This window comes from Vibrio sp. SCSIO 43136, from assembly GCF_023716565.1.
In the GTDB taxonomy this organism is placed as follows: domain Bacteria; phylum Pseudomonadota; class Gammaproteobacteria; order Enterobacterales; family Vibrionaceae; genus Vibrio.
Genome location: NZ_CP071849.1, coordinates 682,939 through 709,188 on the forward strand (window position 1 = coordinate 682,939; position 26,250 = coordinate 709,188).

Here is a 26,250-nt window from a genome sequence, read left to right on the forward strand (position 1 = left end):
AATTGCCTGATAAAATTGCCCTTTCGGAACAAAATTGTCCGATGGGGCACCCTTTGAGCCAAAATTATTGAATTCTTGTTTACCCCTCCTTAGGCCATAGTCTGCGGCTCTAGGCTAATCGCAAATGGAACCTAGGCTCCTATTAGTAATGTTTTGGAAACAATGAAACGCCTTAAAGCTAGCTAATCTGACATCTCGTGACCTGTTAATCTGTAGCAATAATAAAAACGCATGGAAGACGAGGTTAATGTGATGCAAGAGCAAGATAGTTATCAACTTTTTGTAGCTAAAGCGATGGAGTTTATCCCTAGAGATAGAATCATTGAGGACTATCTACGGACGCTTGCTTACGGTACTGACGCAAGTTTTTACCGCTTAGTACCTAAGGTAATTGTTCAAGTTGCTAACGAGCAAGAAGTCATCAAATTGATGGCGCTTGCAACGCAATTAAACTTACCCATCACCTTCCGAGGCTCTGGCACCAGTTTATCGGGACAAACGATCACTGATTCTATTTTGCTATCTATTACCGCGGATTGGAAAGACTTCGAAATATTGGAGGATGGCGCCAAGATCCGCATGCAATGTGGTGTACTGGGTGGTGATGCAAATCGCTATTTAGCCCCATACGAATACCAATTAGCACCGATGCCAGCGTCAATAGACGCGGCAAGTGTTGGCGGGATAGCTATTAATAACGCCGCGGGCATGAACTCGATGGATACTTATCAGGTGATGGATTCAGCTCGAATAGTATTTCTTGATGGAACTGTGCTTGATACAGGATCGCAGTCGAGTAGAAGTGCGTTCAGATTGTCTCACGCTAAGATGATTGCGGACATTCTAGAGTTGTCCCAGGAGCTAAAGAAAGATACTGCTCTCAAAGACAGAGTCGCTCGCAAATATCAAATCAAGAATACCACTGGATACGGCTTACGCTCATTGATCGATTGGGAAGACCCAATTGATATGATTGCGCACCTTCTTATCGGGTCTGAGGGTACTCTGGGTTTTATTTCCGAAATTACTCACAACACAATTCGTAAGATGCCGTTAAAAGCGTCAGCGTTCTTGGTTTTCCCTGATATTCAAACTGCAAGTCGAGCCGTGACTCGATTTAAGTCAAATAACACGCCAGTATCTGCCGCTGAAATGATTGATTACTTCGCAATGAAAGCCGTGCAGCATATGGATGGGGTTCCGGATTTTGTTGCGACTGTACCTGAGGGGGCAACCGCCATCTTGGTACAAACAGAAGCCGAGCAATTTGTTGATTTAGAAGCTAATATCGAAAATATAGTAAGTGAAATTGAAGGCTTAGAGCTAGTCGTGCCTGCTAAGTTCACCGACAAACCCCACGAATACCAAGCGTATTGGAGCATTCGTAAGGGCATTTTCCCCGCAGTAGGCGCAACACGCCCAAAGGGCACCACCGCCCTCATCGAAGACGTTGCTTTCCCAATCGACTCTCTCGCTGAAGCGTTGAGCGATCTGCAAGATCTGATGCAAGAGTATGGTTACGACGACGGTGTGATTTATGGCCATGCTCTGGACGGAAACTTACACTTTATCTTTTCCCAAGGGTTTGGGAGTGAACAAGAGATTAATCGCTATGAACGATTCATGGATGATGTATGTAACATTGTTGTAGATAGATATGACGGTTCGCTAAAAGCCGAGCACGGAACAGGGAGAAATATGGCCCCGTTTGTACGCAAGGAGTGGGGAGACGTTGCCTATCAGTACATGCTGAAAATAAAGGAAATATTCGACCCTAAAGGTATCCTAAATCCAGATGTTATGATCACTGATAACCCGCGTTTGCATGTAAGTAACCTCAAGCCAATGGAGGCAGTGAGCGATATCGTAGATCAGTGTATTGAATGCGGTTTTTGCGAACGCATGTGCCCATCAAGAAATCTTACCCTGAGCCCAAGGCAACGTATTATTGGCAAGCGAGAGCTAGCGTTGCTCGATGGAGATAATAAGAAGACGTTTGCCGACAAGTACGATTACATGGCTATCGACACTTGTGCAGGATGTGGCTTGTGTTCAACGGTATGCCCAGTAGGAATAAATACTGGTGATCTTGTTCGAGAGCTACGCCATGAAAAACATGCGGGTAAGGAGCCAATTGCGAAATGGGTGGCAAAAAACTTTGGCACGGTTACCAGTGCGGCTAAAGCTGCTTTCAGTGTTGCCGATGCCAGTCACGGCTTGCTAGGCAGCAAGAATATGGGAGTCCTGACTCGTAACGCAAGAAAGCTATCAGGCAATAAGTTGGGCTTCTGGAATCCAGAGATGCCAACCTCGGCGACGAACATGACACTACGAGGAAGAGACAAAAACAGAGACTCTGTTGAATCGTCTAAACCGAAAGTCGTTTACTTACCTAGTTGCGCTAGTCGCACCATGGGACCTGCAAGGGGAGCGAAAGAGCAAACCACTTTGGTCGACAAAACTGAAGGGCTATTGAGAAAGGCGGGCTTTGAGGTCATCTACCCCCAAAAGCTGAAAGATCAATGCTGTGGCATGCCATTTAAGAGCAAAGGTATGTTCAACCAAGCTGAGGCCAAAGCAATAGAAACGGTTCAGATGCTGTTGGAAGCAAGTAACTACGGGGAGATCCCTGTCTACTGTGATACTAGCCCTTGCACCATGCAGTTGAGGGATTTCTTGGATGCACGAATCAAGCTCCACGAGCCAGTAGAGTTCATTCACAAGTATTTGATGGAACGCCTAATCTTTGAACCAACGGACGACAAGGTAGCGCTTCACATCACCTGTTCGGCACGACGTATGGGGCTTGAAACCATGATTACTGAGGTTATGAAGGCGTGCAGCAACAACGTTGTGATTCCCGACCAGATCACCTGTTGTGGTTTTGCAGGTGATAAAGGGTTTACAACTCCTGAGCTTAATGAGTCGGCACTGAGCACACTTGCAGATCAAGTGACGGGCTGTGAAAGTGGTTATTCAACCAGTCGGACGTGTGAAATAGGTTTGAGTCACCACTCTGGTATTGATTATCAATCCATCGTTTATCTCGTAGATGACTGTACCCGTGAAATGGTGCCTCTAACTTAGGATATTGGGTAATCATTGGGAAATCTGAAAACTGTTTGTTTACCAACGGAAATTTTTGAGTGTGTCGATTAGAATGAGTGTTAATAACTCGTTCTAATCACCTAAGTTGATGCCCCCTATGGTAAGAAAAGCCGATGATTTCCTAATCTTTTATCACCTTATCGATCAAGGTTCGTTTAGTAAGGCAGCTGAGCAGGTCTCCTTAACAAAGTCTGTAGTGAGTAAAAGGGTCACGCGGCTTGAGCAAGAGCTTGGTGTACAACTTATCTACCGTACTACTCGTAAGTTGACGCTCACGGAAGAAGGTGAGGTCTTTTACCGCCATGCTCAGGAAGTCTACCAGTCGATATATAATGCAAACGAAGCACTTAAAGGCCTAGATAAAGCGTTGTCGGGAGTTATCAAAATATCTGTTCCAACTATCTCGGGAGAGCTCCTTTTGCCTGATGTGATTGCAGATTTTGGTAAAAAATATCCTAATATCGATATTCACATGGATCTAGATAATCGGTTTGTCGATTTGATTTCTGAAGGATACGACTTCGCTATTCGCACTGGCGTGTTGCCTGACTCGAGCAATATTGCTCGCAAGCTGCTTGATGTGCATTGGGTGATTTGTGCAGCCCCAGACTACTTAGCCACCAACGGTGTTCCTCAAACACCTCAAGATCTAATAAAACATCAATGTTTGGGCTACTCCTATCAAGAAACTGGTGCATATGAGTGGTTATTTAAGGGGAATGACGGAGTGTATACCGTCAATGTTTCGGGAAACTTTTGTACGAATAATGCCTCAGCGTTAAGAAAAGTCGCCCTGCTTGGACAAGGGTTGGTTTATGTTCCAAAAGTGCTGGTTGCAGAGGATCTTACTCAAGGGGATTTGGTAGAAGTATTACAACATCAAGTGGCAAAATGTTTGGGTATTTATGTAGTGTATCCCTATACAAAGCACCTATCAGCGAAAACTAAGCTACTCATAGAGCATATTTACCAACACTACCACAGCGCTAGAGAAAAGTTCTGAGGCTCGAATTACTCAAAGTAGCGGGAAGGGAGTTGATTTTATTGGTTTTGTGATGTTTTAGTATAGCTGTAGGTTGTTAGTAAATAGGGGGACTGAGTGGTCTTTAAGCCAGCAGATAAGTGCGCAGTTGTAAAAGCGATAACAAGCGTAAAAAATAAGTCTCAAAAGTCGGCCCGCGACATAAAGCCGAGCATCACCATCAATTTTCATCCAGATAGACTCACTTACCATGGTCAGCCACTACTGCTAGCGCTAGCCAAAGACGGTTACCTTAAATCTCAATTTGAAACCCAAACTAGTAATGGTGGTTTAACAGCATATAAAGGTGGTGACCGTTGGCGTTGGGAACAAGAGATTTTCGGTGGGGCTTACGACGAGCAAGCCAATCACCTGCGTCCCAAATATGGCGCACTCAACTTCAAACAGTATGAGTTTGGTGCTGCGCCAAGGTTTGGTTCAGCGTTTTTCCAGTTAAAGCCTCATGTCTTTGAACGGGCTACCTTTTGTTACCCTGATAGCTTTTTTGAGCCAAAGGATTTTGCCGTGGGCGATAGATTGCAGACATTGGTTACTCTTGCTGAAAGTGGAGAACATGACTTACTTGACGATTACATCGAAGCACACGTTCATGGTGCGCTTTCAATCAAAGAAGATATTGAGTGTGTCGTCATGGACCCAATTTATCATGGCGGCCAAGTGCACGAACAAGCGTCAAGACTGGGTATTCCTGTCGAATGGCACCAAGGATTTGAGCTGAGCATTCAAGAGATGGAACGCTTTCCTGACTATCGAGGGCAAGAATTTATCACTTTAGCTAAAGCAATCGCTGTTCAGGGTAAAATTAACCCCAAACTGCTTGACGCTGCGTTGGCTAGTGGCAACTACGATGCGCAAGATATCAAGAAGATATGGCATTACTTGGCGAGGTTTGGTTACCCAGTGCCAAAGGGTTAGTGCGATTACCTTGAGTGTCGCTATATCTTGTTATAGATCACTGGCAAATCAAATTTCCATTGCTGCCACAAACTATCATTTGAAACCAATTCGGCCATAAAATGCGCTACATTGATGCGACTGGTTTGCCTTGATGCAAACAGGGGATCGCTGGTGGGGGATGGATGCAGCGTGTATTCGGTAACTCTAGATTCATCGGTTAGACTGTCGGGCCTTACTGCGACCCACTCTACAGGTGAGCCTACTTCTGCTATTTGATGCTGTAAGTATCTCGCAGCTTCTTCATTGTCTACATGGGGAGGCAGCGTCAACCGAAGCAATTCTATGATGGCGCTGTGTTGCCAAGTGACAGTTTCCCCTCCTAATGTGTTTTGATACCCCGTTGTACTCATTAAGATAAACTTAATAGGTTTCTCTCGCTGGAGAGTCGTAATGGCCCGACATATGCGTTGAGTTGTGTCAGCGACTAGTCGCCTAGGATGACCATAAATGCCTTTAAACGTCAGATTGTGGCCCAGACAGCAGATCACTGCATCATAGTTGCGTACTAGCTCAATCTGGTCATTTTCAGTGAGGTCGAGAATGGTTTGCTCCGTTACAGACATGCATTTGTGCGAGAGTAATTCACTGTCAACTCTGTCTAGCGAACGCACTAACGCAGAGACTTCATATCCCTTAGCTAATAGCAACTTTGCAACGAGCTTTCCCGTCGTACCTGTCGCTCCTAACACTAAAACTGCCATAGTACTTTCTCATTTTTGGTGAATGTGCTAACACTATAACCATGCGAATAATGAATGATAATTGTCCAATTTAGTATCAAGGTATACGTTTTTGTATGAACTGGAAATCGATTGCGTTTGACTGGAACCGCACCAGAGCTTTTCTTGCCACGGCAGAGCTTGGGAGTTTGTCGGCAGCGGCAAAATCCTTGGGGATGACACAGCCTACTTTGAGCCGACAAGTCGCTGCACTTGAAGATGAACTTGGTATCGCCTTGTTCGAACGCTCTGGACAACGCCTAAAACTCACTTCCGGTGGTATTGAACTGTTTAATATTGCAAGAGAGATGGGTGATGTTGCGCACAAGTTCTCGATGGTGGCGAATGGGCAAGCACAGACGTTAGAGGGGAAAGTTGTTATTTCAGTTTGTCAGGTCGATGGGATATATCGACTGCCTGCTATCTTAAATCGCCTCAGAAAGGCAGAGCCAAACATCAACGTTGAACTTATTGTGACCAATGAAGTGAGTGATTTAAGACGAAGAGATGCTGATATCGCCATTCGAAGTTTTAAGCCAACACAGGACAGTCTCATTGTGAAAAAGCTTGGCGATGAGAAGATTCATTTATATGGAACGAAAGAATACCTCTCTTTGTTTAGTAATACCCAAAGCCCGAAAGGGAACGAGCAAATACAGATCATAGGTTTTGGCCATAATGATGTGATTGCTAAACAGTTCTCAGAATTCGGTTGGCAGTTGTCTGATGACAATTTTAGGATATCTACCGAATTTCAGGCGACCCAAATTGCACTATGCAAACAAGGATTAGGACTGATCTATCTGCCACAAGACGTTGCAAGGCAAGAACCTCTACTTGAAAGGGCGCTTCCAAACCTTACTCCATCGCTGAAACTGCCGCTCTGGTTGGTTTGCCATGAAGAGCTACGAACGAATCTCAGGGTTCGTCGTGTTTTTGACTTTTTGGCCGCAGAGATGAGCCAGTATTTGGCGTCAAATAGCGCATGAGGATACGCTATTTGAATACTCGATTTGGGATTTTTGGTCAGCTAGTCTGTGCTAGCCAGTTCAAAATGGCTTGATTGGTTTCGGCAGGCCTTTCTTGTTGTATCCAGTGGCCGCAATTTAAGCTTAGCTCTTTGGCGGCAGGTACAAACTGTTTAAGGTTGTGCGGTTTTGGGATTACATCTCGGTCCCCATAGATCATTAAGGTTGGTGCAAAGATATGGGGCTCAACTTTTCCTAATATGTGCCAGTTGCGGTCAAGGTTTCGGTACCAGTTAATACTCGGTGTAAAGCCAGACTTCTCAAATGCATCAACGAAGACATTCAGTTCCGATCCACTCATTACTGCGTCTCCCAAGGGGTGTTTAGCATTGGCCAAATTGATCATTGCCATTCCTGGTTCTGGATCAATTGCAGGTTGGTTTTTCCGATATAAATTTGTGAGGAACTGTCGAGGGTTGTCATCAAGTACTGTATCGGCCATACCGGGAAAGCGATTGAAATGAACAAAGTAGTGCTCTTCTCCGAAGTAGCGTTCCATCATTTCTATCCAAGGGATTTCCCCACGTTCTTGATAGGGCAAGCTTAGATTAATGATTTTATTCACCCGATTTGGATGTAGGAGTGCTAGTCCCCAAACGACCATCGCTCCCCAGTCATGGCCAATAAATATCGCATCTTGGTAATCATAGTGGTCTAGTAGTGCTGTTAGGTCGTTTGTTAAATACTCAATGCCATACGCATCTACTTGTTGTGGCCGAGATGAATTGCCAAAACCCCGCTGGTTGGGTGCTATCACATGGTAGCCATCAGCAACGAGTGCTGGTATTTGATGTCGCCAAGAATAGGCAAGCTCAGGCCATCCGTGGCACAAGATAATGGGTTTACGGGAGTTCCTTTCTCCCGCTTCAAAAACTTCTAGATTGATACCATTAACCGAGATGAATTTGGCTTCTGGGAACTTATCCGAGTTACACATATATTTTCTCCTTGAATTAGACGATAAACAGGATAAAACTCATTGGTGCCAAATGTTGGCACCAATGGGGAAGCAGTGTGAGTATTCGATTAAGACAGGACGCAGTAATTCGTACTTTAAGGAGAAATGGTGCTTTGACTGTTTCACAACTCGCCAATGAAGTTGGCGCATCTCGGCGTACGATATTGAGAGACCTTAATGTGCTTCGAGATGAAGGGTTCGTTATTCATTCCGATTCCGGGCCGGGAGGCGGAGTGCAGCTCGAACCACAATCCGTTCTAACCAGTTCTCGATTATCGGTGGTTGAAGTATTTTCAATGATCATCAGTGTTACAGCAGTAAGATCAATGGGTAATGTACCTTTTTCATCGATTGCTGACACTGGTATTGAGAAAATAGAAAAGAGCTTATCAAGTGATCAAACCAAAGAGCTGCGCAAGCTACTTGAGTGCCTGTACATCGGTCAACTTGCCCCAGAGGTTAGCCAAAAAAATATCGGTGACTTAACCCCTGAGTTGCTCCCTATGTTTGAAACTGCTTTTCTTGAAAAGCGGATGTTGCAGTTCGAATATGTTGATGCAAAAGGGGCCATCACGATGCGAGAAGTAGAACCTCAAGCGATTCTGATTTTACTTCCTTTACTGTATTTGGTTGCTTGGGACCCAAGTAAAGAGGGCTTTCGTCATTTTAGGATGGATAGAATAAAATCGCCTCAGCTCGTAATAAGCAAAGCTTTTTTAAGGCGTGGTGTGATTTTTGATGGCACGATTAGCCAGTATAAAAACTTGGCTAGGTTTGGGCACAAGGTTTAGGTAAACGCCGTTGAGTTCAAAGCCTAGCTGACTACGGATATCAATTATGTTTCGTAGTTAATGTTACTATCCAACCCACAATAGTAGTGATTTCGGTTTGGCCGCCATCCATAAGTCGCATTGTTAGTCCTCCTAATAGAAGCGCATAAGCTTGGTCAACATTTTCTTGATCAGTTAGTCGACTTAACTCTTCTCGAAATCGCTTGTGGGCCAACGCAAGCAGGTTATCTTGCTCGATTTGTTGATGGCTTTTACTCTTGGTGTAGTCGAGCAGTAGGGTCAGTTCTCCGCGAAAATGGGAATCGAGTGTGCTGATTAACAGGGTAAGCGCTTGCTCAGTGTTTTGAGGGATCTCCTCACCATCCTCGAGGCCATAAATGGAGCTAGGGGCTAAGTATGCCTCGGTACTTGCTTTGAACAGTTCTTCTTTGCTTGGAAAATAATGATATAAAGCACTTTTTGAGATCCCTAAGGCTTCTGCAATTCCTCTCATTCCAAGGCCATTAAACCCATGCTGAGTGAATATTTGGATGGCTTTAGTCGCAAGCTCTTGGCGGTAAGCGTGGTGATCAACTATCTTGGGCATCTGTTACTTCCTTTAAAGTCCATGTGGACTATATTGTCCCTAATCAATGAAGTCTAGTGAGAATTTTATTTAGTCCATGTGGACTTTATACTTGACTGGTGAGAATTTGTTCCGTTATGATTTATTTAGACCAAGTGGTCTTTATAAGCTTAGGGCTGATCTTATTGGAGGGCAGAATGACAAAAGCAACAAAAGTACTGATCGCTGGTGCTACTGGTTACCTTGGGCAACACATTGTCGAACAGTTGACGCTAAACGGTGTTGATTTCGTAGCACTGGCCCGTAACAAAGCTAAATTAGTGCAAAAAGGCGTTGGTGCTGATCAGATTCTTGAAGTTGAAGTGACTGAAGCTGCTCAACTTGAAGGCGTATGCGATGATGTTGATGTGGTTATCTCATGTTTAGGCATTACTAGACAAAAAGATGGGTTAAGTTATATGGATGTAGATTACCAAGCTAATCTTAATTTGCTCCAACAAGCTGAAAAATCACGTGTGAAACGGTTTATCTATATATCAGCCTTCAAAGCGCAAGACCATCCGCACATACGTATATTGCGTGCAAAAGAAATGTTTGCATCTCGATTGCTTAGCTCGAGGATCCCGAATCCATGTGTCATTAGACCTAATGGTTTTTTTGCTGACCTAGAAGAGGTTTTTCGCATGGCGAGAGCAGGGAAAGTTTATCAATTTGGCCAAGGTGAAATGCAGATGAACCCGATTCATGGTCAAGACCTGGCCCAATTTTGTATCGAGCAAATAGGAACAGACCAAAGAGAGTTAGATGTCGGTGGGCCAGAGGTGCTTTCGCTACAACAGATTGCTCACTTGGCTTTTCAAGCTCAAAACATATCACCAGCGATACGAACATTGCCTGATGGCTTTCGTCGACTCCTACTCAAAATAATTCCTGTGCTACCAGAAAAATGGGTAGGACCTGCAGAGTTTTTTTTGACCATGATCGGCAGTAATGCAGTTGCTCCGTTATATGGGAAAATAACGCTGGCAGAGCATTTTGCCGATTTAAAATAGTCATTTTTGAGCCCCAAAAACAGACTGATTTTGTTGGCTGAGATCATTGGCATTTTTATTTTCTTAGTTGGAGTTTGGCAATGCGTTTACTAAGTGTATATATTCGCTTGAGCGCCTCGACCCATTCCATCTGGATTCTAAATATATCTAGCCTTTGTTTACTCGCCTGTGAAAGCCGTTGTGCTTGAAGTTCTAAGATCGATTCCAGCAACACGTTAATCTCACGTTTAGCGTTAAGTACATTGTCTGCGAGCTGACGATCGCCGCGGCGTATTGCATTGACACTGTCTAGTAATGCCTGATTTACTCTTTGGTGGGTGCGGTCAAGAGTTTTGCGCATTTCTGGGCTAGCTTTGATATCTGCGTCGAGTGCTTTGTAGCAAAGAGGTAGCAAAGAGTTAACGACTAAGTCTGCAACACTTTCGAGCTGATCCGTAATACTAACCAGTTTGATTTGATGGCGGCTTTGTTGTTTTGTCAGTGGGGATAAACGTAACTTACCTAAGTAAGAAAGAATTTTGGCATGTAAAATGTCGACCTCATCTTCTAGTTTTTCTATCTCACGTAGCGTCTTACGCGTGGTGATTTTTTCCTGTTCGTTTTTGTGTTGACTGGCCAAGGGGGGAAGTTGATTGACCATGTTCGCCACTCGTCGACCTAATCGACCAATCTCTAGGTGGGTTTGTTCGAGTGCAATATCCGCAGTTTCCAAATACTCTTTTTTTATGTATTTAAGCTCTATTTTTTGTTTTTCTTTTCTAGAAGAGTCGTGAGGCACTAGCTTTTTAACTGCAGTGACGAATAAAGCACTCATAGGAAGCATTATTAACGTGTTGGCAACATTGAAAAGTGTATTGGCATTGGCTATCTGACGAGGTGTCTCAGCCGCTAAACGCTCCATTCCTAAAAGGTCGGCATAACTTGGGGAAATAGACGTTGCGACTAATGCAATGAGTCCAATCATAGGCAGCCAGATAATCACCCCTGCGAGGTTAAATAAAAGGTGAATGGCGGAGGTCTGTTTCGCTTCAGTACTCTTACCTATCGCCGCTAGAAGTGCGGTCACACAAGTACCGATGTTCGCTCCCATCGACATCGCAATACCTGATTCAAGGGTTATGAACCCTTGGCTGGCCAGTACGATGACAATACCTGTGGTAGCAGAAGAGGATTGGACCAATGCAGTAAATGTGGCTGCGAGTAAAATGGCAAAAATTGGATTGTCCATTTTGGCCATAAAGTCGATAAATGGGTCAAACACTCTTAGTGGAGACATGGCTTCACTCATCAGGTTCATGCCTAAAAACAGTAATCCTAGGCCAAAGATGATGTTGCCGTAGTTTTTGTTTTGTTGCTGCTTGGAAGCCATTTCAACCGCAAAGCCTAAGGCGATCATTGCCATGGCAGCTTTTGTGACTTTAAAGGCTATGATTTGAGCGGTGATCGTGGTGCCTATATTCGCACCCATAATAACCCCTACGGCCTGGTTTAAAGACATCAAACCAGCGCTTACAAATCCAACGACTAATACTGTGGTGACCGATGAAGATTGAATTACCGCAGTTAGGCCTGCTCCTGTAAATACCGAACTGATGCGTGTCTTGGTCAAAGTTGCCAATACCTGTTTCATACGACTGCCTGCAGTGCGCTTGAGCGCATTCGACATTTTTTCCATTCCGTATAAAAACATGGCGAGACCACCAAATAGGCCCATAAACATAGAAGCGTAGTTGAGTTCCTGAATACTTGCATCAGCAGCAATAGATGGGAGAGGGAGAGTGAGGAAGGCGATGAGGTATTTTCTTTTCATAGGCTCACAAAGTTCAAGTCATATTTGTAAGTCTAGGACAGAAATGGGTTCAACCAGCGAGGTTGAACCTATTTAGGCTCGATTTTTATCATTTCGGAACATTACGAATGAATCCTTGCCTAATGACAGCTTGTATCTTGAGACCCATATTGAATATCAATTGCACGATACCATGAAGCTCGGACATATCTTTACAACTGGCACTAATACATGTTCCGCTCGATATTTTTGTTACTGCTATGCCAGAGAAAGTTTGTTGCCAGTCGTCAGATAACTCTTCTTCCACATAGATGTAGTATAAACGTGGCGAGTCTTTGATTGAGGTATTCATCCAAATACCCTCCCATAAGATTAAAAGTGATAGCCCACACTTGCTCCCCAGTTGAAACCACCAGCGTTTCTTTTGTCATCGTTAAGTTTGACGTCAACGTGAGAATAGCGAGCTTCTAGACCAAAAGACCAGTGCTCGGCATAAAGATAGTCGATGCCACCACCAATCCAATATCCAGTTCCTGTATCATCGTAGGTGTTTTTAATGCCAGCATCGAACGCTTGCAGTTCCGAATAGACTAAGCTGAGTCCACCACCAAAATAGGGGATCAAAGAGTCTGCTATAACTGCCGATTGCCATCTCAAGCCGATATTCATTTCAGCAACTGAAGTTAAGGCATTTCTGCCAGCGTCTTTGTGTTCGTGTCCACTCCCGTAGAGATCTATGGCAATGCCAACTGGAAGTGATGCGGGTTGGATCGTTGATAGAAATCCAATCGTATCCATTGAGTCATCTCTTCCCCAGTCATCATTGAGATTTTTCTTACCGAGCAAAAGTTTAATGGATGAATGACCTGCCGAATAAGCAGGAGCTGCAGAAAGTAGTAGCGCCATTGTGACGGTAAAGATAGTAAAGTGATTGTTCATAAAAAGCCCTTAAGTTATCAAATGTTCAAGCTTGATTGCTTAAGGGCTAGATTATTGGTGTTGGCAACTATCCACATCACCAAATGATGTGATTTTGTCTCTGTGTTTAAGAAAGTATGTGAAGAGTTCGAGCTTTGTTAACTGCAGCTCGTCGATTAGTGACTCCAAGCTTCGAGTAGATATTTTTTGTATGAGTCCTAAGGGTATTTAGACTAATAAAGAGCTTGGTAGCGATTTGGGGGCCGCTAAGCTCAGTATCCAACCACTCAAGAACTTGAGACTCTTTTGCACTCAACGGCTCAACTAGCGTTTCCTTTGACCCCTTAATCGAGTTTTTTTGTGCAGCAAGTTGATGGCTTATGAAAAGGTCATGTACTTTTGAAAACAGTGATATCCATTCTGACCCATGATTCTGAGTGCACACTAATTTAGCAAGCTTAAGCAAATCTTCAGCTATTTTTTTTTCATCGCTACTAGTAGCCTCCAACGCATATAGGACTTTTTTTGTAAACTCTAAAATAGGCCAAGTATGCGTTGAAGGTGCCGTTTCAAATACCGCTATGACGTTTTTCAACTCACTAGGAGAGGCGATCGCATAAGCCATGTAGTAATAGCTGTGGGTATGCAGCGGAGCATTATAAGTATCGAGTGATTTAAACGGATCATTGCTACCTTGATTGAGCCTAATAATGTTAAGCCAAAATTGTGGCGGTCTGTGGCAAGGGTTGGGGGTTTCTGAATAGAGCAATTCAGCTTCATTCAGAAAGTGGATAGCTTCTTCGATACGATTCTCGGCTATTGCAATACGTCCGGCAACGAGCGGATATCGATATTTTGTTTCCTGCATAGCGCCTGATGTACCAAACTGTTTTGCGGTGTCGAGCAAATTTAGAGCGTTTTCTATTTCACCTCGTTCTATTTCGATTTCAGCAGACAGCAGATAGACATCTGCACTCCCTTCCACGATGTATTGGTTATCATGATCTACTTTTAGTATCGCTTCCTTGAGGACTGTTTGTGCTTTGCTCAACCAGCCAAACTGAAAATAAAAGTCTCCTAGCAAAAAGCGAGTCGTGATTTTTGCGCTGATATCTCCTGAACGGTCCATATTCGCAATAGCTGCTTTGAGGCTTTGTTCAGCTTGGGTGAGTTCGCCATCACGCCACAATGCTATGCCTTCAAGTGCTCTCGATGAACCTCGCCAGACCTGTTCTTGATGTGGAAGTACTTCTAGAGCAGTGCGAACATGTGTAAGCAGTTCCTTGGTTTGGCCCTGCGCTGCAAAAATATAGGCTTTCCCGACGCTAATAATTCCGAGAGCACTCTTTTCCCGGACAGTTAGCTGTTTGTTGGCATTTGCTAAATTGTTGTGTGTCGTTTCGAGAAGATACATGCCTCGTTCGGGATCACGATGTAACAGGTTCAAACTATAATATGACGACAAGACTGGGTAACGTTGAATGGTCGTGAGATCAAAACCACTTAACCAGTCTACTAGTTGTGAGTCATGAGAGTTTTCTCTTACCGCCGGCCAGAATTGTTCTATCAAGCTAAGTTGCTTGCATTCATCACTAAAAGTCGCGTATTGAACGGCTTCGGCTAGACGCCCTCGCTCCGCTAACCAGTTGGCTGACCGCCAAGTCAAGATTTTCATTCGATCTTTCGTGACCTGACAGTGAATACGCAAAACATCTGCAAATAAGTGATGGTAGCGATACCAGCGTCTATCGCTATCAAGTGGAATGAGGAAAAGATTATTTGCGGTCAGGTAAGACAGCATTTCATTACTATCCTCTCGCTCGAGAATGTGGTCACATAGTTCTGCGGATAGTTCTTTAAGGTAGAAAGTGTGGAGTAAAAAATCTCTTACATTGCTATCGAGTTTGGATAGAACTTGCTCAGTAAGGTAGTCGATGACATAACTGTTGGAGCCCGAAAACTGGTTGATAAAGGTGCGAGGGTTTTCTGCATCTTTAAGTAATAAAGACACAAGTTGTAGCCCTACAGCCCAGCCTTCGGTGTGCCGATTGATAACGGTTACCTCTGCTGAATCAAGTTGAGTTTGAGATGCATATTTCAATACTTGCGCAGCCTCTAGATCAGTAAACCTCAGATCCGCCGCCCGAATTTCTACGAGTTGGCCATATGCTCTTAACTTAGCGAGTGATAAGTGTGGGTCTGAGCGTGTGATGATTACCAGATGAACATTGCTTGGGGAATTAGCAATAAAAAGGTCCATCAGAGTATCGATGTCCGGGCAGCTTGCTAAGTGGTAGTCATCTAAGATTAGAGTGAAGTCGTTTTGATCGTAACTAAGCTCATTGACTAAGCTGGTGACTATCTCATTGCCATTAACTTGTTTAGGGCTCTGTACTTGATTCCAAGCTTCATTTGCTAAGGAGTGATCAGCCTCCCTAATAACAGCGACAAAATATTTGAGAAACGTGTCTGGGTTTTTGTCTTGGCTATCTAGAGATAACCAGCCATACCGTTGGTTATGTTCTCGACACCAAGCTGAAACCAATTGTGATTTACCAAAGCCAGCAGGAGCGGAGACTAGTGTCACTTTAGCCCGAGTAATTTGTTTCAGTTTGTGTGTTGCATGTTGCCTCAAAACATAATCAGCTCGAGGCTCTGGGATAAATAGTTTTGTCTTCATTATCATGAGTTAGAACTTTCCATTACTCCGCCTGTTTCCATGCTGCAATTACGTTGGGCGAAACACAGTAAAGAAGCAAAAACCAGATTATCAGTGTTATACCAAATAGACTTGCTAAGGTTTCAGTGGAATCAAACAAGGTGCCAGTGCCCGTTGCTGCAATGAGGAGTCCTAGCCATTTAGTCAGGGTCGATAGCCCTTTGTGCTTTGGTAGCAATAGAGCAATGAGGGCCACCCAAACCGCTCCTATTAACTCATTGCCACCACCAATGCTTTCAAGCAATAGCTGACCTGTTATCCAAATCTGTGTTCCAAACTCTGGGTCGTTTGGATAAATATCCGCTACTTGATTTAACAGTTCTATCGCTAGTCCGCCGCTTAGCAACATGAAGCCTGACCATATCCCTCCCATCACAAGTAGCCCGGTGGCCAAATGTGGAGAATGCTTTTTGGCGGTGATAAAAAGGTTAATTGTTAGAGACAGCAATGAAAGTCCAAACACAAGGTATATAACAATATGCCAACTAGAAAAATAAGCGCTATCCAACAGTATTCTCTCGAGGACCTGTTGCTCGGTGTATTGCTCGTCTTGAAGATAAGAGAACTTAGTGAGTAGCAATCCGATTCCATACCCAAAACAAGCACAATTTACGAGTAACGCTAAGCGGACCATAGTAGATGTATTCATGAAGTGCTCCTTGCAGAAATATTGAGCTACACACTATCGATGGTGAGGATTTATTAAATCACCACATGTGGTGATTTAAAAGCTAATGCTGTTGGTTATTGTTACTGCTTTGCTTTTTAATGGAGCATCGGTAGCTATTGACACCAATCGTTGTGTCTCCACCACTCCCTATCTACATTTTCAATTGATGGATCGAGTCGATGTAAAGAAAGCGAAGGGTATACCTTGTGGTTTCGATCAGTATCTCGTCTGGAAAAATAGCAAGTGGGAGACGAGCATTGAAGGTATTCCAAGCAGCGCCTTTCCGCTCAAATTTTAGCTAATGTTATTTAGCCAACGCCTATCTTGCATTTGCTTGACCTAATTTAGGGTCGGTTTTTTTCTCTCGCTCCTGACTCAATAATACCCCAAAGAAAATAATCCCTATTGCTACCCATTGAGTAAAACCAAGGCGCTCGCCTAGAAGTAGCATCGAGAAAACCAAAGTAAAAGCAGGCAGCAAATTTATGTAACCCGCCGAAGTGGAGGCTTTAATGTGGGATAGAGAGTAGTTGTACAGTCCGTAGCCCCCCAAGGAAACAATCAGTCCCAAGTAAACAATGCTGGCTATTGCGATGTTGGATACATCGCTCGACCAACTTGAACTTAATGCGAGTGGTAAAAAGAAAATGGCACCAACAAAGCTTTGTAGCGCAGTTAAAACAAAAGCAGAATAGCGTTGTGTTAAGTGTTTAACCAGCAGGGTATAGCCTACTGCCGTCACCATGGCACCAAACTCGAGTAGATTACCTAACACAGGGTTAGGAGCTTGCTCGCTTTCTGAGCTGCTCATTGTCATCCAGACGACACCAATAACAGCGATGAATAGCCCCGCCCATTGACGTTTAGTATTACGTTCTTTTAGGAAAAAATAGGCAGCAACAGCAACCATCAATGGAAGCATGGCAGTGACCATTCCAGCTTGACCTGCACTGGTGTACCGCATTGCTTGAGCCTCGAATACGAAATACAGACACGGCTCAAAGAGCGCCATGCCTGCCAAAAGCTTCCAGTCACCAGTTTGGTAGTTGATCCCATGGCGGATCCACGGCCAAACCGCAAGAAATGCCAATGAGCCGATAACCATGCGCAGAAAAATAACAACCATGGGTGCAACTTCACCAACCGCTATTTTTAAAGCGATAAATGACGTAGCCCAAATAATTACAGCGGTGAGCACGGCAAGGTGAGCTTTGACGACTTTATTATCCATTGCATTTCCTTAAGACCAATCCATGGTGAAACTACCGAGATCGAGGCAATAACAAATTTCGAAAATGGCAGCTAGATTCGAACCATACATTTAACCGTGTTGTTAAGTCGAGTAGAAACTAACTCAAGGGCAAGATTCAATCGAGATGAATGGCATCGTTCGCAGCTTGTAATCCCATCTGATACCCCAATTCAAGTTTCTTCTTGTCCGTGGTTAATCTTCCAACGGCAAATGACTCATCCGGAGAGATGACCTGAATGGTGCAATCTTTTGGTGGGTTATCGATAAACTCTAGTGTTTGATTATATTGTTCGGCTCGTTTAATCATGGCCTCAGCAAGTTGAGGCGTATCTTTCATGAGTCGTCTTAGCAACCATGGTGCGAGTGGTGGACGCTTTTTGTATCCTTTGGGCTGCGATAGGATCACCGTGATTTGTTTAGCTCCGCGCTTGTAGGCTTCAACAACGGGAATTGAATCTGCCAATCCTCCATCGATCATTTTGCGTCCATTGACACTTAAATGAGTACGATAGGCGACTGGTACCGAACATGACGCCTTTAGGATTATTTCTAGGTTGCTTTCTTCCCCTTTGGTGTAAATTGCCTCACCAGACTCGACATCAGTGGTGACAATGTGAAATGGCAGTTTTTGCGCATTAAATGCTTCCATGTCGTAAGGATAGTGTTTAGCAATATGGTCCCATAGCCAATCTAGATCTAACCAATGCCCACCACGGGCAAACTTTTTAAAGTTGATAAACTCTGGCTGGCAAGAGTAGTCGGCAATAATGGTATAGGTGCGGCCGCGCTGGTTAGACAGCCATGAAGCAATATTGGTGGAACCTGCGGAGACACCGATACAGAAATCAAATGGGTTATATGCATGGTCAATAAACCCGTCTAGCACTCCGGCAGCAAATATCCCGCGCATTGCACCACCTTCGACGACTAGGGCATGCTTTGTTTTGTCTGTCATTTTTATCTGCATTCCTTTGTTAGTTGTGGGGACATTCTTTGTTTCCACACCTGTGATTCCATCAGATTATTTTTACTAGATTAGTGGTCAGATGTGTAGCTAAATTGACTGATATGTACAAGTACATCGCTAAATAGACAGTAATTGACAAAAGTAAGATGGCAATCGAGCCATATTTACAATCAGATTTGCCAAATCCTGTTAAATGAGTATCGTTGTAACAAATAGCTAACATGGATGGTGGTGATTTCGGTGAAAGGTGTTTCATTTCTGTTTCTAGTCTTAGTTCCGATGCTTGTAAGTGCTGGAATTATTAGAGGCGAGAGTCGAGAGCAGGTGAAAGATGCGTGGTCATTTGAAGTGGTTAACGGTGTTCACGGTGCGAGAAAGGTTGGGTATCTAACAGCGTGGGAAAACTCTACACCCAATACAGTTCACAGTTGTAGCGCCACGCTCATAGGTAAAAAACATCTACTGACAGCCGCTCATTGTGTCATCAATATCCGTGATGCTAAGCCATTCGATAACTTAGAGTTTCATCCAAGAAAAGTAGGAAAGGACGACTATTCTCCAACTCGAGTTTTCGTCACCTCTGGATATGTACTTAAAGATTATCTTAAGAAGAATAAAGAACTCATATTTACGCTAACTCCAACATTGAGCTCGATCGATCTCGGAATGATTCGTAACGATATCGCTATTTTGGAAGTGAAAAACCCCAAGTCTTCAAAAGGGACGGGAGATCAACTCGGAACATACGGCACTTGGCGACAGGAGTTCGATCTCTCACTTGGCAGTGATGATATCTTCGATATGTACCTTCTTTCTTACCCAGGAGATAAGCCAAATGCCACTTTATGGTATGAAGAGTGCTATTTACGTCATGAGGTGTATAACGTTGCACTCACCACATGCGATACATATCCAGGGGCAAGTGGTGCGAGCGTCCTACAATACTCACCCAAGTATGATAACTACTATGTAACAGGGGTAGTCTCAGCTCAAACGGAAACTCGAAATGTGGTTGCTTTGTTTACCCCTGAGCTGAGAGCTGATTTCCGAGCAATCATGGACGGCAAGGCACAGCCAAATGGTCTTTTTGCACCCGTTAAATTCAAAACAAAGCAATTTATTCACGTCGGAATCCATAACAAATGCAAAGAGAGCGTAAAAGTCGCTATTCGATATAAGAATGCCGAGAAAGAACAATGGCGAACCATCGGCGGATACTTATCGAAAGGAGAAGTTTTACGATCTGATGCCTCAAACAATACGTTTTGGTATTACTGGGCCACCTCTAGCAACTACAACTGGAATGGGGACAGTCGCCAGTTGACTTTTGACGGGGATACCTTCGATTCTCGCGAAAGGCAGGTCAAAGCGAAAAAAGAAAATGAGCAACTATGGGGAGATACTGTTATCGATCTGACCTGTAATAACTAATGATGTATGTGTATTTCTACAAACTGCCATGGAGTCGAACTGCTAGGTCTATAGTTAATACTGTTAGTAGAAGTCAATAAAGGTTCTGACATAGGGTCGACCTTGCATTGTTGCGAGAGAGAGCAGTATGCGATGTAAACTTATAATGGCATTGGTTTTAATGTTGCCGATAAACTTTGCTCATGGCCTAGAGGTACTGGTGGAAAGAGGGGCCTATGAGGCTTATTTAAAGTTTATCGGCGAACGTGATCCTCTCACTATCACTGAATACTCAGGCCCGCATGCGAGGCGAACCACGGTAGAGTTGGTATTGGTTCAACAAGCCTTGGTTCTCGGTGGACTTAATGACCCAGTGGAATTTGTCTTTGCCCCTAATGCTGGTCGGTTGTATCAAAACTTGCAAAACGGGACACAAGTTATGCTGGGTAATTCGGTTTGGAAAGCTAGCATGGCTTCTGCTGTCGATAAAGTCATGCTCAGTCCAGCAATTATCAGTGATGGCGAATATGAAGTGGGCATGTACACAATAGAATCTAATGGTAAGGCATTGGCGGCTAATTCTTTGTCAGATGTGCAGCAGTTAAGGGCTGTCTCTAGTCGCGCATGGCATTCAGATTGGGCTACGTTGAGCGCAATGCAACTTAACTTGCTACACAGTACCGTTAAGTGGAGTTCAATGAAAAAGATGGTGGCTACCGGGCGAATTGACTTTTTGTTAGCACCGTTCCAATCGAGTGGTGACTTATCCTTCGTGGCGCAAGATATCCGCTATGTACCAATTCCCGGGCTCAAACTTGGCCTTCGTGGCTCACGTCACTTCGTAGTTTCGCAGCAGCATCCAGATTACGAGAAAGTGTCAATGGCCTTGCAAAAAGGTGTATCTCTCCTGAAACAAGAAGGCCGTTTTAGAAAAGCTTTCGAACAATCAGGCTTCTTCAACGATGCAGTTCGTGATTGGGTGTTAATTAAGCCCTAGACCAGTATTCCCTTTTAATTGGGACAGGCACCAAATCAAGCCAACATGCAGGACACACACCTTTTTTATCCTCGTTTCATTGCACGAATCAACCCTATTCGAGTGTATAGTGGTGAGGCTTTTTGCTTGAAATTTTACATGTTGTTTGTGGTACTCTACTTGGGGTTTGGCATTTGACGTCAGCCAGTTGCGTGCATCTAGCCAATCTAATTTATAAATATTACACTCCAAGAAAGGGAATATATGAACGATAAAGTGTTTGAGATTTGGCAAAAGAAACGTGAGCAGGGATTTTTAGCTTGGGTGTTTAAGAGTACAACTGGAGCTGTTGCCTTTTATCTCGTTTTTAGCATTGTCTTCCAGTTTTCTTCTGCGAGTGAGCAAGGTGTTTTGGTCTTTATGCAAAGTCAGCTCTCGAACTATGTCCTCTTTACTTCGCTGATTTTTCTAGGGAACTGTGCTTTGTGGTTTTACCGTGAATCCAGTTTTAAGAAAGAGGTGAAGCGCCGGGGAGTTTAGTAGCTCCTATTGTATAGGGCTGTCTCTAAATAGGCCTGTATACCCTAATTTAAAAGTGGTGAAGAATGAAAAAAGCGAACCATTGATGGTTCGCTTTTTGTCGAGAGAAATAAATAGTTAAGTAGACTAAACTTTATTCCTGATCACAGATAACTAAGATGGAAACTTACCAGCTTTCTAAATCAATGAGCTGGAATACTCGTTTGCGCTAACCGAGTTGGAAACTCCAGTGCTTCATGGTTAATGAAGGCAGCAAGTTTGGTTAACTAAGTTGGAAACTCTCTCATCATAAACCCTTTTTCTAGAGTGATTGATCAGTTCGTGAAACCCGAACCGTATTTTGCGAACCGCGTTTTACGAACTACGAATTTCTCTTTATCTTGAAGTATGTTTATGTATAAAACTCTTACCTCACAAACGGGTAGGTGTGGTTTGTGAAACAGAAGAATAAATACGAAGAGCGTCAACTGGCTCAAAATGTACTTATACGGTTAGTTGTATAATACCGATCTAGCTCTCAATGAGATGATGGTAATAGGTATTGATGTGTATTATCTTATGTATTTGTTATATGGATGTATTGTTGGAATTTTAGTTTTACGCGTGATGAGGGGCGATATGGGCAAGGAAATGTCACATCAGAGAACTGCAATAATAAAGGTTGGATTCTATTTAGTTTCTCTCATAGCTAGTGGAGTTATAGGATTTATTGTTGCTCATTATATACAGTTTATTCCAGCGCTTTCAGAGTTATTAGATTTTGTGCAACTCGGTCAAGATGATTTTACAAATGCAGGCGGCTTTGCTGAGAGTCTCAAAGGATTAGAGCTTAAGTTAGGCGCAGCAGTCTTGCATGAGTATTTTCGTTTGTCTTTGTACGCAATTTTCTTAATGTTAGCCATTCTAGTTGCTGCTATTTATTGTTATTACCAACTGAGTGAAGAAACGAAAAAAACAGGTTTGGACGAGATATCGACTAAGTTAGACAAGCAAAACAAAAAGTTAGACAGTAGAACTGAAGACCTAATTAGTTTAGTTGAGGGCTTTAATGGAGGCGGTTCGGTATTAGATTGTGAGTTTGGTTACCATACAATGGTAAATGCAATAAAGAATGCGTCTGAGATAGATCTCGTAACGCGCATGAGATATGACAAGCAAGCGCGGCAAATACTAGGTAACAAGTCATATGAAGATAGTGTTAAAGAGTACTATAAGGCTCTCTCTGAAGCAGTGAAAGATCCCAACATATCATTTACTCGATACATTCAAATCGATGGAGAAGACATCGCAGATTGGAAGAATACTGTTAGTATCAGTGAGTCATTGACACGTGAAGCTGCTACCTTGTTTTTGACCCAGACTGCTTGCGAGGACTCCAGTATATATGTTGTGCCAGCTCAGGTTGACCTAAGTCTTCTACTTATTGATAAAAAACAAATATTTTTTAATTTTTTCATAAAGTTATCGGATGGAAAATATGCTTCCAAGTACATTTTTCAGTGCATATCTAAGAAAAGTAAAGTTGACAGCATACTTAAACTCCTCAATAAAGATCACATAGAGTTAGATAGCAAAAGTGTAAATGAACTAGTTAGTATCAGGCTTAGACACGGTGATGATAAACTTAGAGAAGAGCTTGCAGATGTCCGAAGTAAAGATCCTGACGATTTTGATCAGAAGTGGGCATCTATACTTATGTTTATTTAATCACATTATCTTTCATTTTCTTGGGGAATTGATAGGTACGTAGCCCTTATTCAGACTTTGGTAAGCTTTGGACTACGCTATTGCCAAAACCCAGTTCGTGAACGAACTGGGTTAAATAAATCCAGCGTTTGTGAGCAGTATTTTGTCAATTAATTCAAAAGGCTGCTCCAATCTAAACTTATGCTAGCGCTTTGTCTTCAACAGATTTTTGCTCTTTAGCTACAATAGTGTCGAGTTCGGTCGAGCAACCTACACTCAGATGCCCTGCATATTTGACAACATCTTTTGAACACCTTCCTCCATCAGCACTCCACTGATCTAACTTCGCTTTTTCAAGAACAAGTGATATACCTACTTTGTTACTTTCTAGCTTTAAGGCAATAGTTTTAAATCGATCGCTCCAAAGAGCTACTTCTGAACCTGGGGGATTGTTTCCACCAGTAGATCGCTGTGTCATGCCGTAAGGGGATATGGACAGCACACTTGATCCAGGATCTTCCGAGAGAACGCTGGCATATTTCCCAGGCCATCTTTTGGATATCTGTGGTCCATCGAGTAATAGCGCAACTACTAAGCTTGGGCCAAGGGCTCTCACTACTGGTGCGATTGGATCTTGTCTAGCTAAGTCTTCACAGATTAAAGGGCAAATATGAATATTGCTATCGACATAGGACAGAATCTTACGTGAGTCTATCGTACAGTTTTCCCACCACTTTTTACTAGGATTCAAAACAGTTCCTAGTTTGTAATTGATGATCTGACTTCTGTCTAATGCCCAACGATGGTGTTTTGGTTGGTTTTTGTAAATATATTTGCCAGTTAAGTCATCCATGTAAGATAGCTCTAGATAGTTAGCACCAAAGTTGTTTTGCTGACTATGTTCATAGGCTCCATATATTAAGATAGGCAAAGGAATGCCGTCTTCACGAAGCAGTGATTCCAAGCGTTCCTTAATCAGTGTTGAGTGCTTGTAGTCTACAGCACACTCAGGAATTACAACGAGATCTGGGGCTCCAGTTTCTTTAATCGCTGATTTAATCCCATACACGATCATTTCTGCTGTAATTTGGTTTTCGTTTTCATAAGAGAAAAAGCCAAATTTACTGCTGTCCATTTGTAAGGGAGGGTGCTCGTCAACTTTAAAGTTACTTCTTCGAATTTTTAATGGCCAAGGTAAGATTAAAACGTTGTAGAGATCATTTTTAATGTCAGCACGCCCAGCGAGCGTGAAGCATTCAATACCTGGTTTCACATAAGCTAACGAGTGAGTGAGGCTGTTCAAGGAAATTCCAGACTGGGGTGTCATTGTTTTGTGGTGAACAGTGCCCATCAGGCTACTACCTGTAGATAGTGATTCAAAACCTTGCTGGGAAGAGAGTTGATTGGCGTAGCTGTAAATTAAGTTGTTGTTTCTTCGAGTCAATTGACCTTTTATTTTTCTTGCACATCGGTCACTTGCTAGAAGCAGCATTAGAGCATCAAACATAAACTCGTTGTCATTTAATAGAACGTTGAGCTCTAGCTTTTGGGCTGTAATTTTTCTTCTCTCTTTAAATACACGATATAACAAATTGTGAATTTCAACAGGGAGAGGTGCATCAGGTGCTTTCAAAAATTCAGCCCAAATATCACCAATTTCTTTCGCGTTGTCATGATCTTCTTTCTTCCAACACTTACCACCTAAACTAGATACGATTTTTTGGTAAGAATCATTTGTGTCCAAAATGTTGCTGATTATATGGAAACTCGTCATAGGCCAAATGAGATCATGCAAGATATTTTCTGTAGAGCTGGAGGATGGAACAAACTCAGTGTTCGCATTGTGTTGCTTTACATAAGGGTCATCATAGCTTGGGAGTATAGATTTTACTAAGTCTTGGATTTTCATATGATTATCTTGATATAAATTTTCTGATAACTAATAGATGAACGCTATCAGGCGTTTACCCGTGCTGTAAGATTATTTTTTCTAAACGTTCGATTATTTTTTCATATTTTTTAACAGAATCAGCGCTGATACTTGAAGTCGCAATTCCATGCTTTTTAACGCCAATTATGTGAGAACGAAAGCCTCTAACTTTATCAAGAACTATCTTTCGACATTTTTTTTCAAAAAACGCGTTTGTATTCGCATTCTTGTAAGGGAGATTATGTATATTCATTCCAAAGAGAGATTCCGCGACGTGCCTTAAGCTAACTTTCTGAACTATGAGCATTTTTGTTAATTTGTTGATAGTTAAAAGTTTGGAGTTAGACAGCCTGATACATCCTCCATTAGAATCTATAACATACCCGTTTAATGAAATATGGCCTTCGGTATAGAGTGTTTTTTTCGTATTGATCAATAGTGAATTTTTATTCATCAGTCTTTTAATGAATGTTTCTACATCACCACTACCAATCGTTTGTTTGTATTTCGAAGAAAACAGCATATCGTCTGCATAACGAGTATATATAACGTCATGCTCTAAACAGTAGGATTGAATCACTATATCTAAGGGACGAAAAAACAAGTTTGATAAGGTAGGGGAGCACGGAAAGCCCATTGGTAGGATCGTTTCACCTAAAATTTTCTTGTTACTTGAGGTTTCGGGAACTTTGTAAGTTACTTTTTTTAGAATGGAATCCACACTCACTGCGTGGCTCTCATTGTCTGCGTTATCATCGAAGTAAGGTTTTAGCTTGTTTGCTATTTGCTCTACTGGAATCGAATGAAAGAAGCTAGAAATGTCCATTCGTAAAAAAAAGCGAGAGGGGGTATGAGGCTTCAAAAAGTCAAGGTACGAGCAATCAGCACTAAACCCTTTACTAGCGCTGTTTTTAGGGATCGCCTCGCTTAGGATTTTAGCTAGTGTTTGGTGCTTATCTAATACGGAGTCATCGACAGAATAAAAGTAATTACCTTTTATTTTTCGTTCTTTAACAGCAGTGTCTGAGTTTTCGCTAAGAAAAGCTCCCAGACTCGCTGGGAGCTTGATTTTGTTGGTTTTCATGTCTGATCCGATACAAAACAAAGATTCACATGTGACCTGTAATCCGCTGCTTACACGAGTAATATGTGAAGGTAATTTAGAGGCTGTTA

Annotated in this window: 22 protein-coding genes; 10 read left to right on the forward strand and 12 right to left on the reverse strand. The window is 42.8% G+C overall.

Annotation, left to right across the window (positions count from 1 at the left end; genetic code table 11):
• Positions 1 to 231 precede the first annotated feature (231 nt).
• The 3 genes from J4N39_RS17830 (at position 232) to J4N39_RS17840 (ending at position 5,065) form a co-directional block, all read left to right on the forward strand.
• Positions 232 to 3,087, forward strand: a complete 2,856-nt coding sequence (locus tag J4N39_RS17830) for an FAD-binding and (Fe-S)-binding domain-containing protein (RefSeq protein WP_252026426.1) — start codon at positions 232 to 234, stop codon at positions 3,085 to 3,087.
• A 118-nt stretch (positions 3,088 to 3,205) separates the two neighbouring features.
• Positions 3,206 to 4,111 carry a LysR family transcriptional regulator gene (locus tag J4N39_RS17835; RefSeq protein ID WP_252026428.1) on the forward strand — a complete coding sequence of 302 codons (906 nt, stop codon included), beginning with the start codon at positions 3,206 to 3,208 and terminating at the stop codon, positions 4,109 to 4,111.
• A 96-nt stretch (positions 4,112 to 4,207) separates the two neighbouring features.
• Positions 4,208 to 5,065: a DUF3626 domain-containing protein gene (locus J4N39_RS17840; protein ID WP_252026430.1), complete on the forward strand. Its 858-nt coding sequence runs from the start codon at positions 4,208 to 4,210 to the stop codon at positions 5,063 to 5,065.
• Between the two features lie 20 nt (positions 5,066 to 5,085).
• Here J4N39_RS17840 and J4N39_RS17845 read toward each other — a convergent pair whose 3' ends face one another.
• Positions 5,086 to 5,808: an SDR family oxidoreductase gene (locus tag J4N39_RS17845; protein WP_252026433.1), complete on the reverse strand. Its 723-nt coding sequence runs from the start codon at positions 5,806 to 5,808 to the stop codon at positions 5,086 to 5,088.
• Between the two features lie 95 nt (positions 5,809 to 5,903).
• Here J4N39_RS17845 and J4N39_RS17850 point away from each other — a divergent pair, with 95 nt between their 5' ends.
• Positions 5,904 to 6,815 carry a LysR family transcriptional regulator gene (locus J4N39_RS17850; RefSeq protein WP_252026435.1) on the forward strand — a complete coding sequence of 304 codons (912 nt, stop codon included), beginning with the start codon at positions 5,904 to 5,906 and terminating at the stop codon, positions 6,813 to 6,815.
• Between the two features lie 37 nt (positions 6,816 to 6,852).
• Here J4N39_RS17850 and J4N39_RS17855 read toward each other — a convergent pair whose 3' ends face one another.
• Positions 6,853 to 7,791 (reverse strand): alpha/beta fold hydrolase, encoded by a 939-nt coding sequence (locus tag J4N39_RS17855; RefSeq protein WP_252026437.1) that lies wholly within the window; start codon positions 7,789 to 7,791, stop codon positions 6,853 to 6,855.
• 134 nt (positions 7,792 to 7,925) lie between these two features.
• Between J4N39_RS17855 and J4N39_RS17860 the strand changes: the two genes are divergently transcribed.
• Positions 7,926 to 8,603, forward strand: coding sequence for a helix-turn-helix transcriptional regulator (locus J4N39_RS17860; protein ID WP_252026439.1), 678 nt, complete (start codon positions 7,926 to 7,928; stop codon positions 8,601 to 8,603).
• Positions 8,604 to 8,643: 40 nt separating this feature from the next.
• Here J4N39_RS17860 and J4N39_RS17865 read toward each other — a convergent pair whose 3' ends face one another.
• Positions 8,644 to 9,189, reverse strand: a complete 546-nt coding sequence (locus tag J4N39_RS17865) for a TetR/AcrR family transcriptional regulator (RefSeq protein WP_252026441.1) — start codon at positions 9,187 to 9,189, stop codon at positions 8,644 to 8,646.
• Positions 9,190 to 9,365: 176 nt separating this feature from the next.
• Between J4N39_RS17865 and J4N39_RS17870 the strand changes: the two genes are divergently transcribed.
• Positions 9,366 to 10,220, forward strand: a complete 855-nt coding sequence (locus J4N39_RS17870) for an SDR family oxidoreductase (RefSeq protein WP_252026442.1) — start codon at positions 9,366 to 9,368, stop codon at positions 10,218 to 10,220.
• 55 nt (positions 10,221 to 10,275) lie between these two features.
• Here the strand turns inward: J4N39_RS17870 and J4N39_RS17875 are convergent, their stop codons facing one another.
• The 7 genes from J4N39_RS17875 to J4N39_RS17900 all read right to left on the reverse strand — a co-directional run bounded on the left by J4N39_RS17875 (position 10,276) and on the right by J4N39_RS17900 (position 18,523).
• Positions 10,276 to 12,030 (reverse strand): Na/Pi cotransporter family protein, encoded by a 1,755-nt coding sequence (locus tag J4N39_RS17875; RefSeq protein WP_252026444.1) that lies wholly within the window; start codon positions 12,028 to 12,030, stop codon positions 10,276 to 10,278.
• A gap of 88 nt (positions 12,031 to 12,118) precedes the next feature.
• Positions 12,119 to 12,361 carry a DUF8691 family protein gene (locus J4N39_RS23075; RefSeq protein WP_503064161.1) on the reverse strand — a complete coding sequence of 81 codons (243 nt, stop codon included), beginning with the start codon at positions 12,359 to 12,361 and terminating at the stop codon, positions 12,119 to 12,121.
• 20 nt (positions 12,362 to 12,381) lie between these two features.
• Complete coding sequence (locus tag J4N39_RS17880) at positions 12,382 to 12,948, reverse strand: outer membrane beta-barrel protein (protein ID WP_252026446.1); 567 nt, start codon at positions 12,946 to 12,948, stop codon at positions 12,382 to 12,384.
• A 106-nt stretch (positions 12,949 to 13,054) separates the two neighbouring features.
• Positions 13,055 to 15,187, reverse strand: a complete 2,133-nt coding sequence (locus tag J4N39_RS17885) for a winged helix-turn-helix domain-containing protein (RefSeq protein ID WP_252026448.1) — start codon at positions 15,185 to 15,187, stop codon at positions 13,055 to 13,057.
• 442 nt (positions 15,188 to 15,629) lie between these two features.
• Positions 15,630 to 16,295, reverse strand: a complete 666-nt coding sequence (locus J4N39_RS17890) for a hypothetical protein (RefSeq protein WP_252026450.1) — start codon at positions 16,293 to 16,295, stop codon at positions 15,630 to 15,632.
• Positions 16,296 to 16,635: 340 nt separating this feature from the next.
• Positions 16,636 to 17,547, reverse strand: a complete 912-nt coding sequence (locus J4N39_RS17895; protein ID WP_252026452.1) for a DMT family transporter — start codon at positions 17,545 to 17,547, stop codon at positions 16,636 to 16,638.
• A gap of 136 nt (positions 17,548 to 17,683) precedes the next feature.
• On the reverse strand, positions 17,684 to 18,523 hold the full coding sequence (locus J4N39_RS17900) for a patatin-like phospholipase family protein (protein ID WP_252026454.1): 840 nt from the start codon (positions 18,521 to 18,523) through the stop codon (positions 17,684 to 17,686).
• A gap of 252 nt (positions 18,524 to 18,775) precedes the next feature.
• On the opposite strand from J4N39_RS17900, the gene J4N39_RS17905 reads away from it, so the two are divergent.
• The 4 genes from J4N39_RS17905 (at position 18,776) to J4N39_RS17920 (ending at position 23,168) form a co-directional block, all read left to right on the forward strand.
• The gene (locus J4N39_RS17905) at positions 18,776 to 19,966 is read left to right on the forward strand and encodes a trypsin-like serine peptidase (RefSeq protein WP_252026457.1); all 1,191 of its coding nucleotides are present in this window, start codon (positions 18,776 to 18,778) and stop codon (positions 19,964 to 19,966) included.
• A gap of 127 nt (positions 19,967 to 20,093) precedes the next feature.
• Positions 20,094 to 20,942 (forward strand): hypothetical protein, encoded by an 849-nt coding sequence (locus tag J4N39_RS17910; protein WP_252026459.1) that lies wholly within the window; start codon positions 20,094 to 20,096, stop codon positions 20,940 to 20,942.
• Between the two features lie 243 nt (positions 20,943 to 21,185).
• Entirely contained in the window at positions 21,186 to 21,461 is a 276-nt protein-coding gene (locus J4N39_RS17915) for a hypothetical protein (protein ID WP_252026461.1), read from the forward strand.
• A 618-nt stretch (positions 21,462 to 22,079) separates the two neighbouring features.
• A complete protein-coding gene (locus J4N39_RS17920; RefSeq protein WP_252026463.1) occupies positions 22,080 to 23,168 on the forward strand; it encodes a hypothetical protein in 1,089 nt (362 codons plus the stop codon).
• Between the two features lie 178 nt (positions 23,169 to 23,346).
• On the opposite strand, the gene J4N39_RS17925 is transcribed toward J4N39_RS17920, so the two are convergent.
• Entirely contained in the window at positions 23,347 to 25,056 is a 1,710-nt protein-coding gene (locus J4N39_RS17925) for a hypothetical protein (protein ID WP_252026465.1), read from the reverse strand.
• A gap of 55 nt (positions 25,057 to 25,111) precedes the next feature.
• On the reverse strand, positions 25,112 to 26,161 hold the full coding sequence (locus J4N39_RS17930) for a reverse transcriptase family protein (RefSeq protein ID WP_252026467.1): 1,050 nt from the start codon (positions 26,159 to 26,161) through the stop codon (positions 25,112 to 25,114).
• Between the last annotated feature and the right edge of the window lie 89 nt (positions 26,162 to 26,250).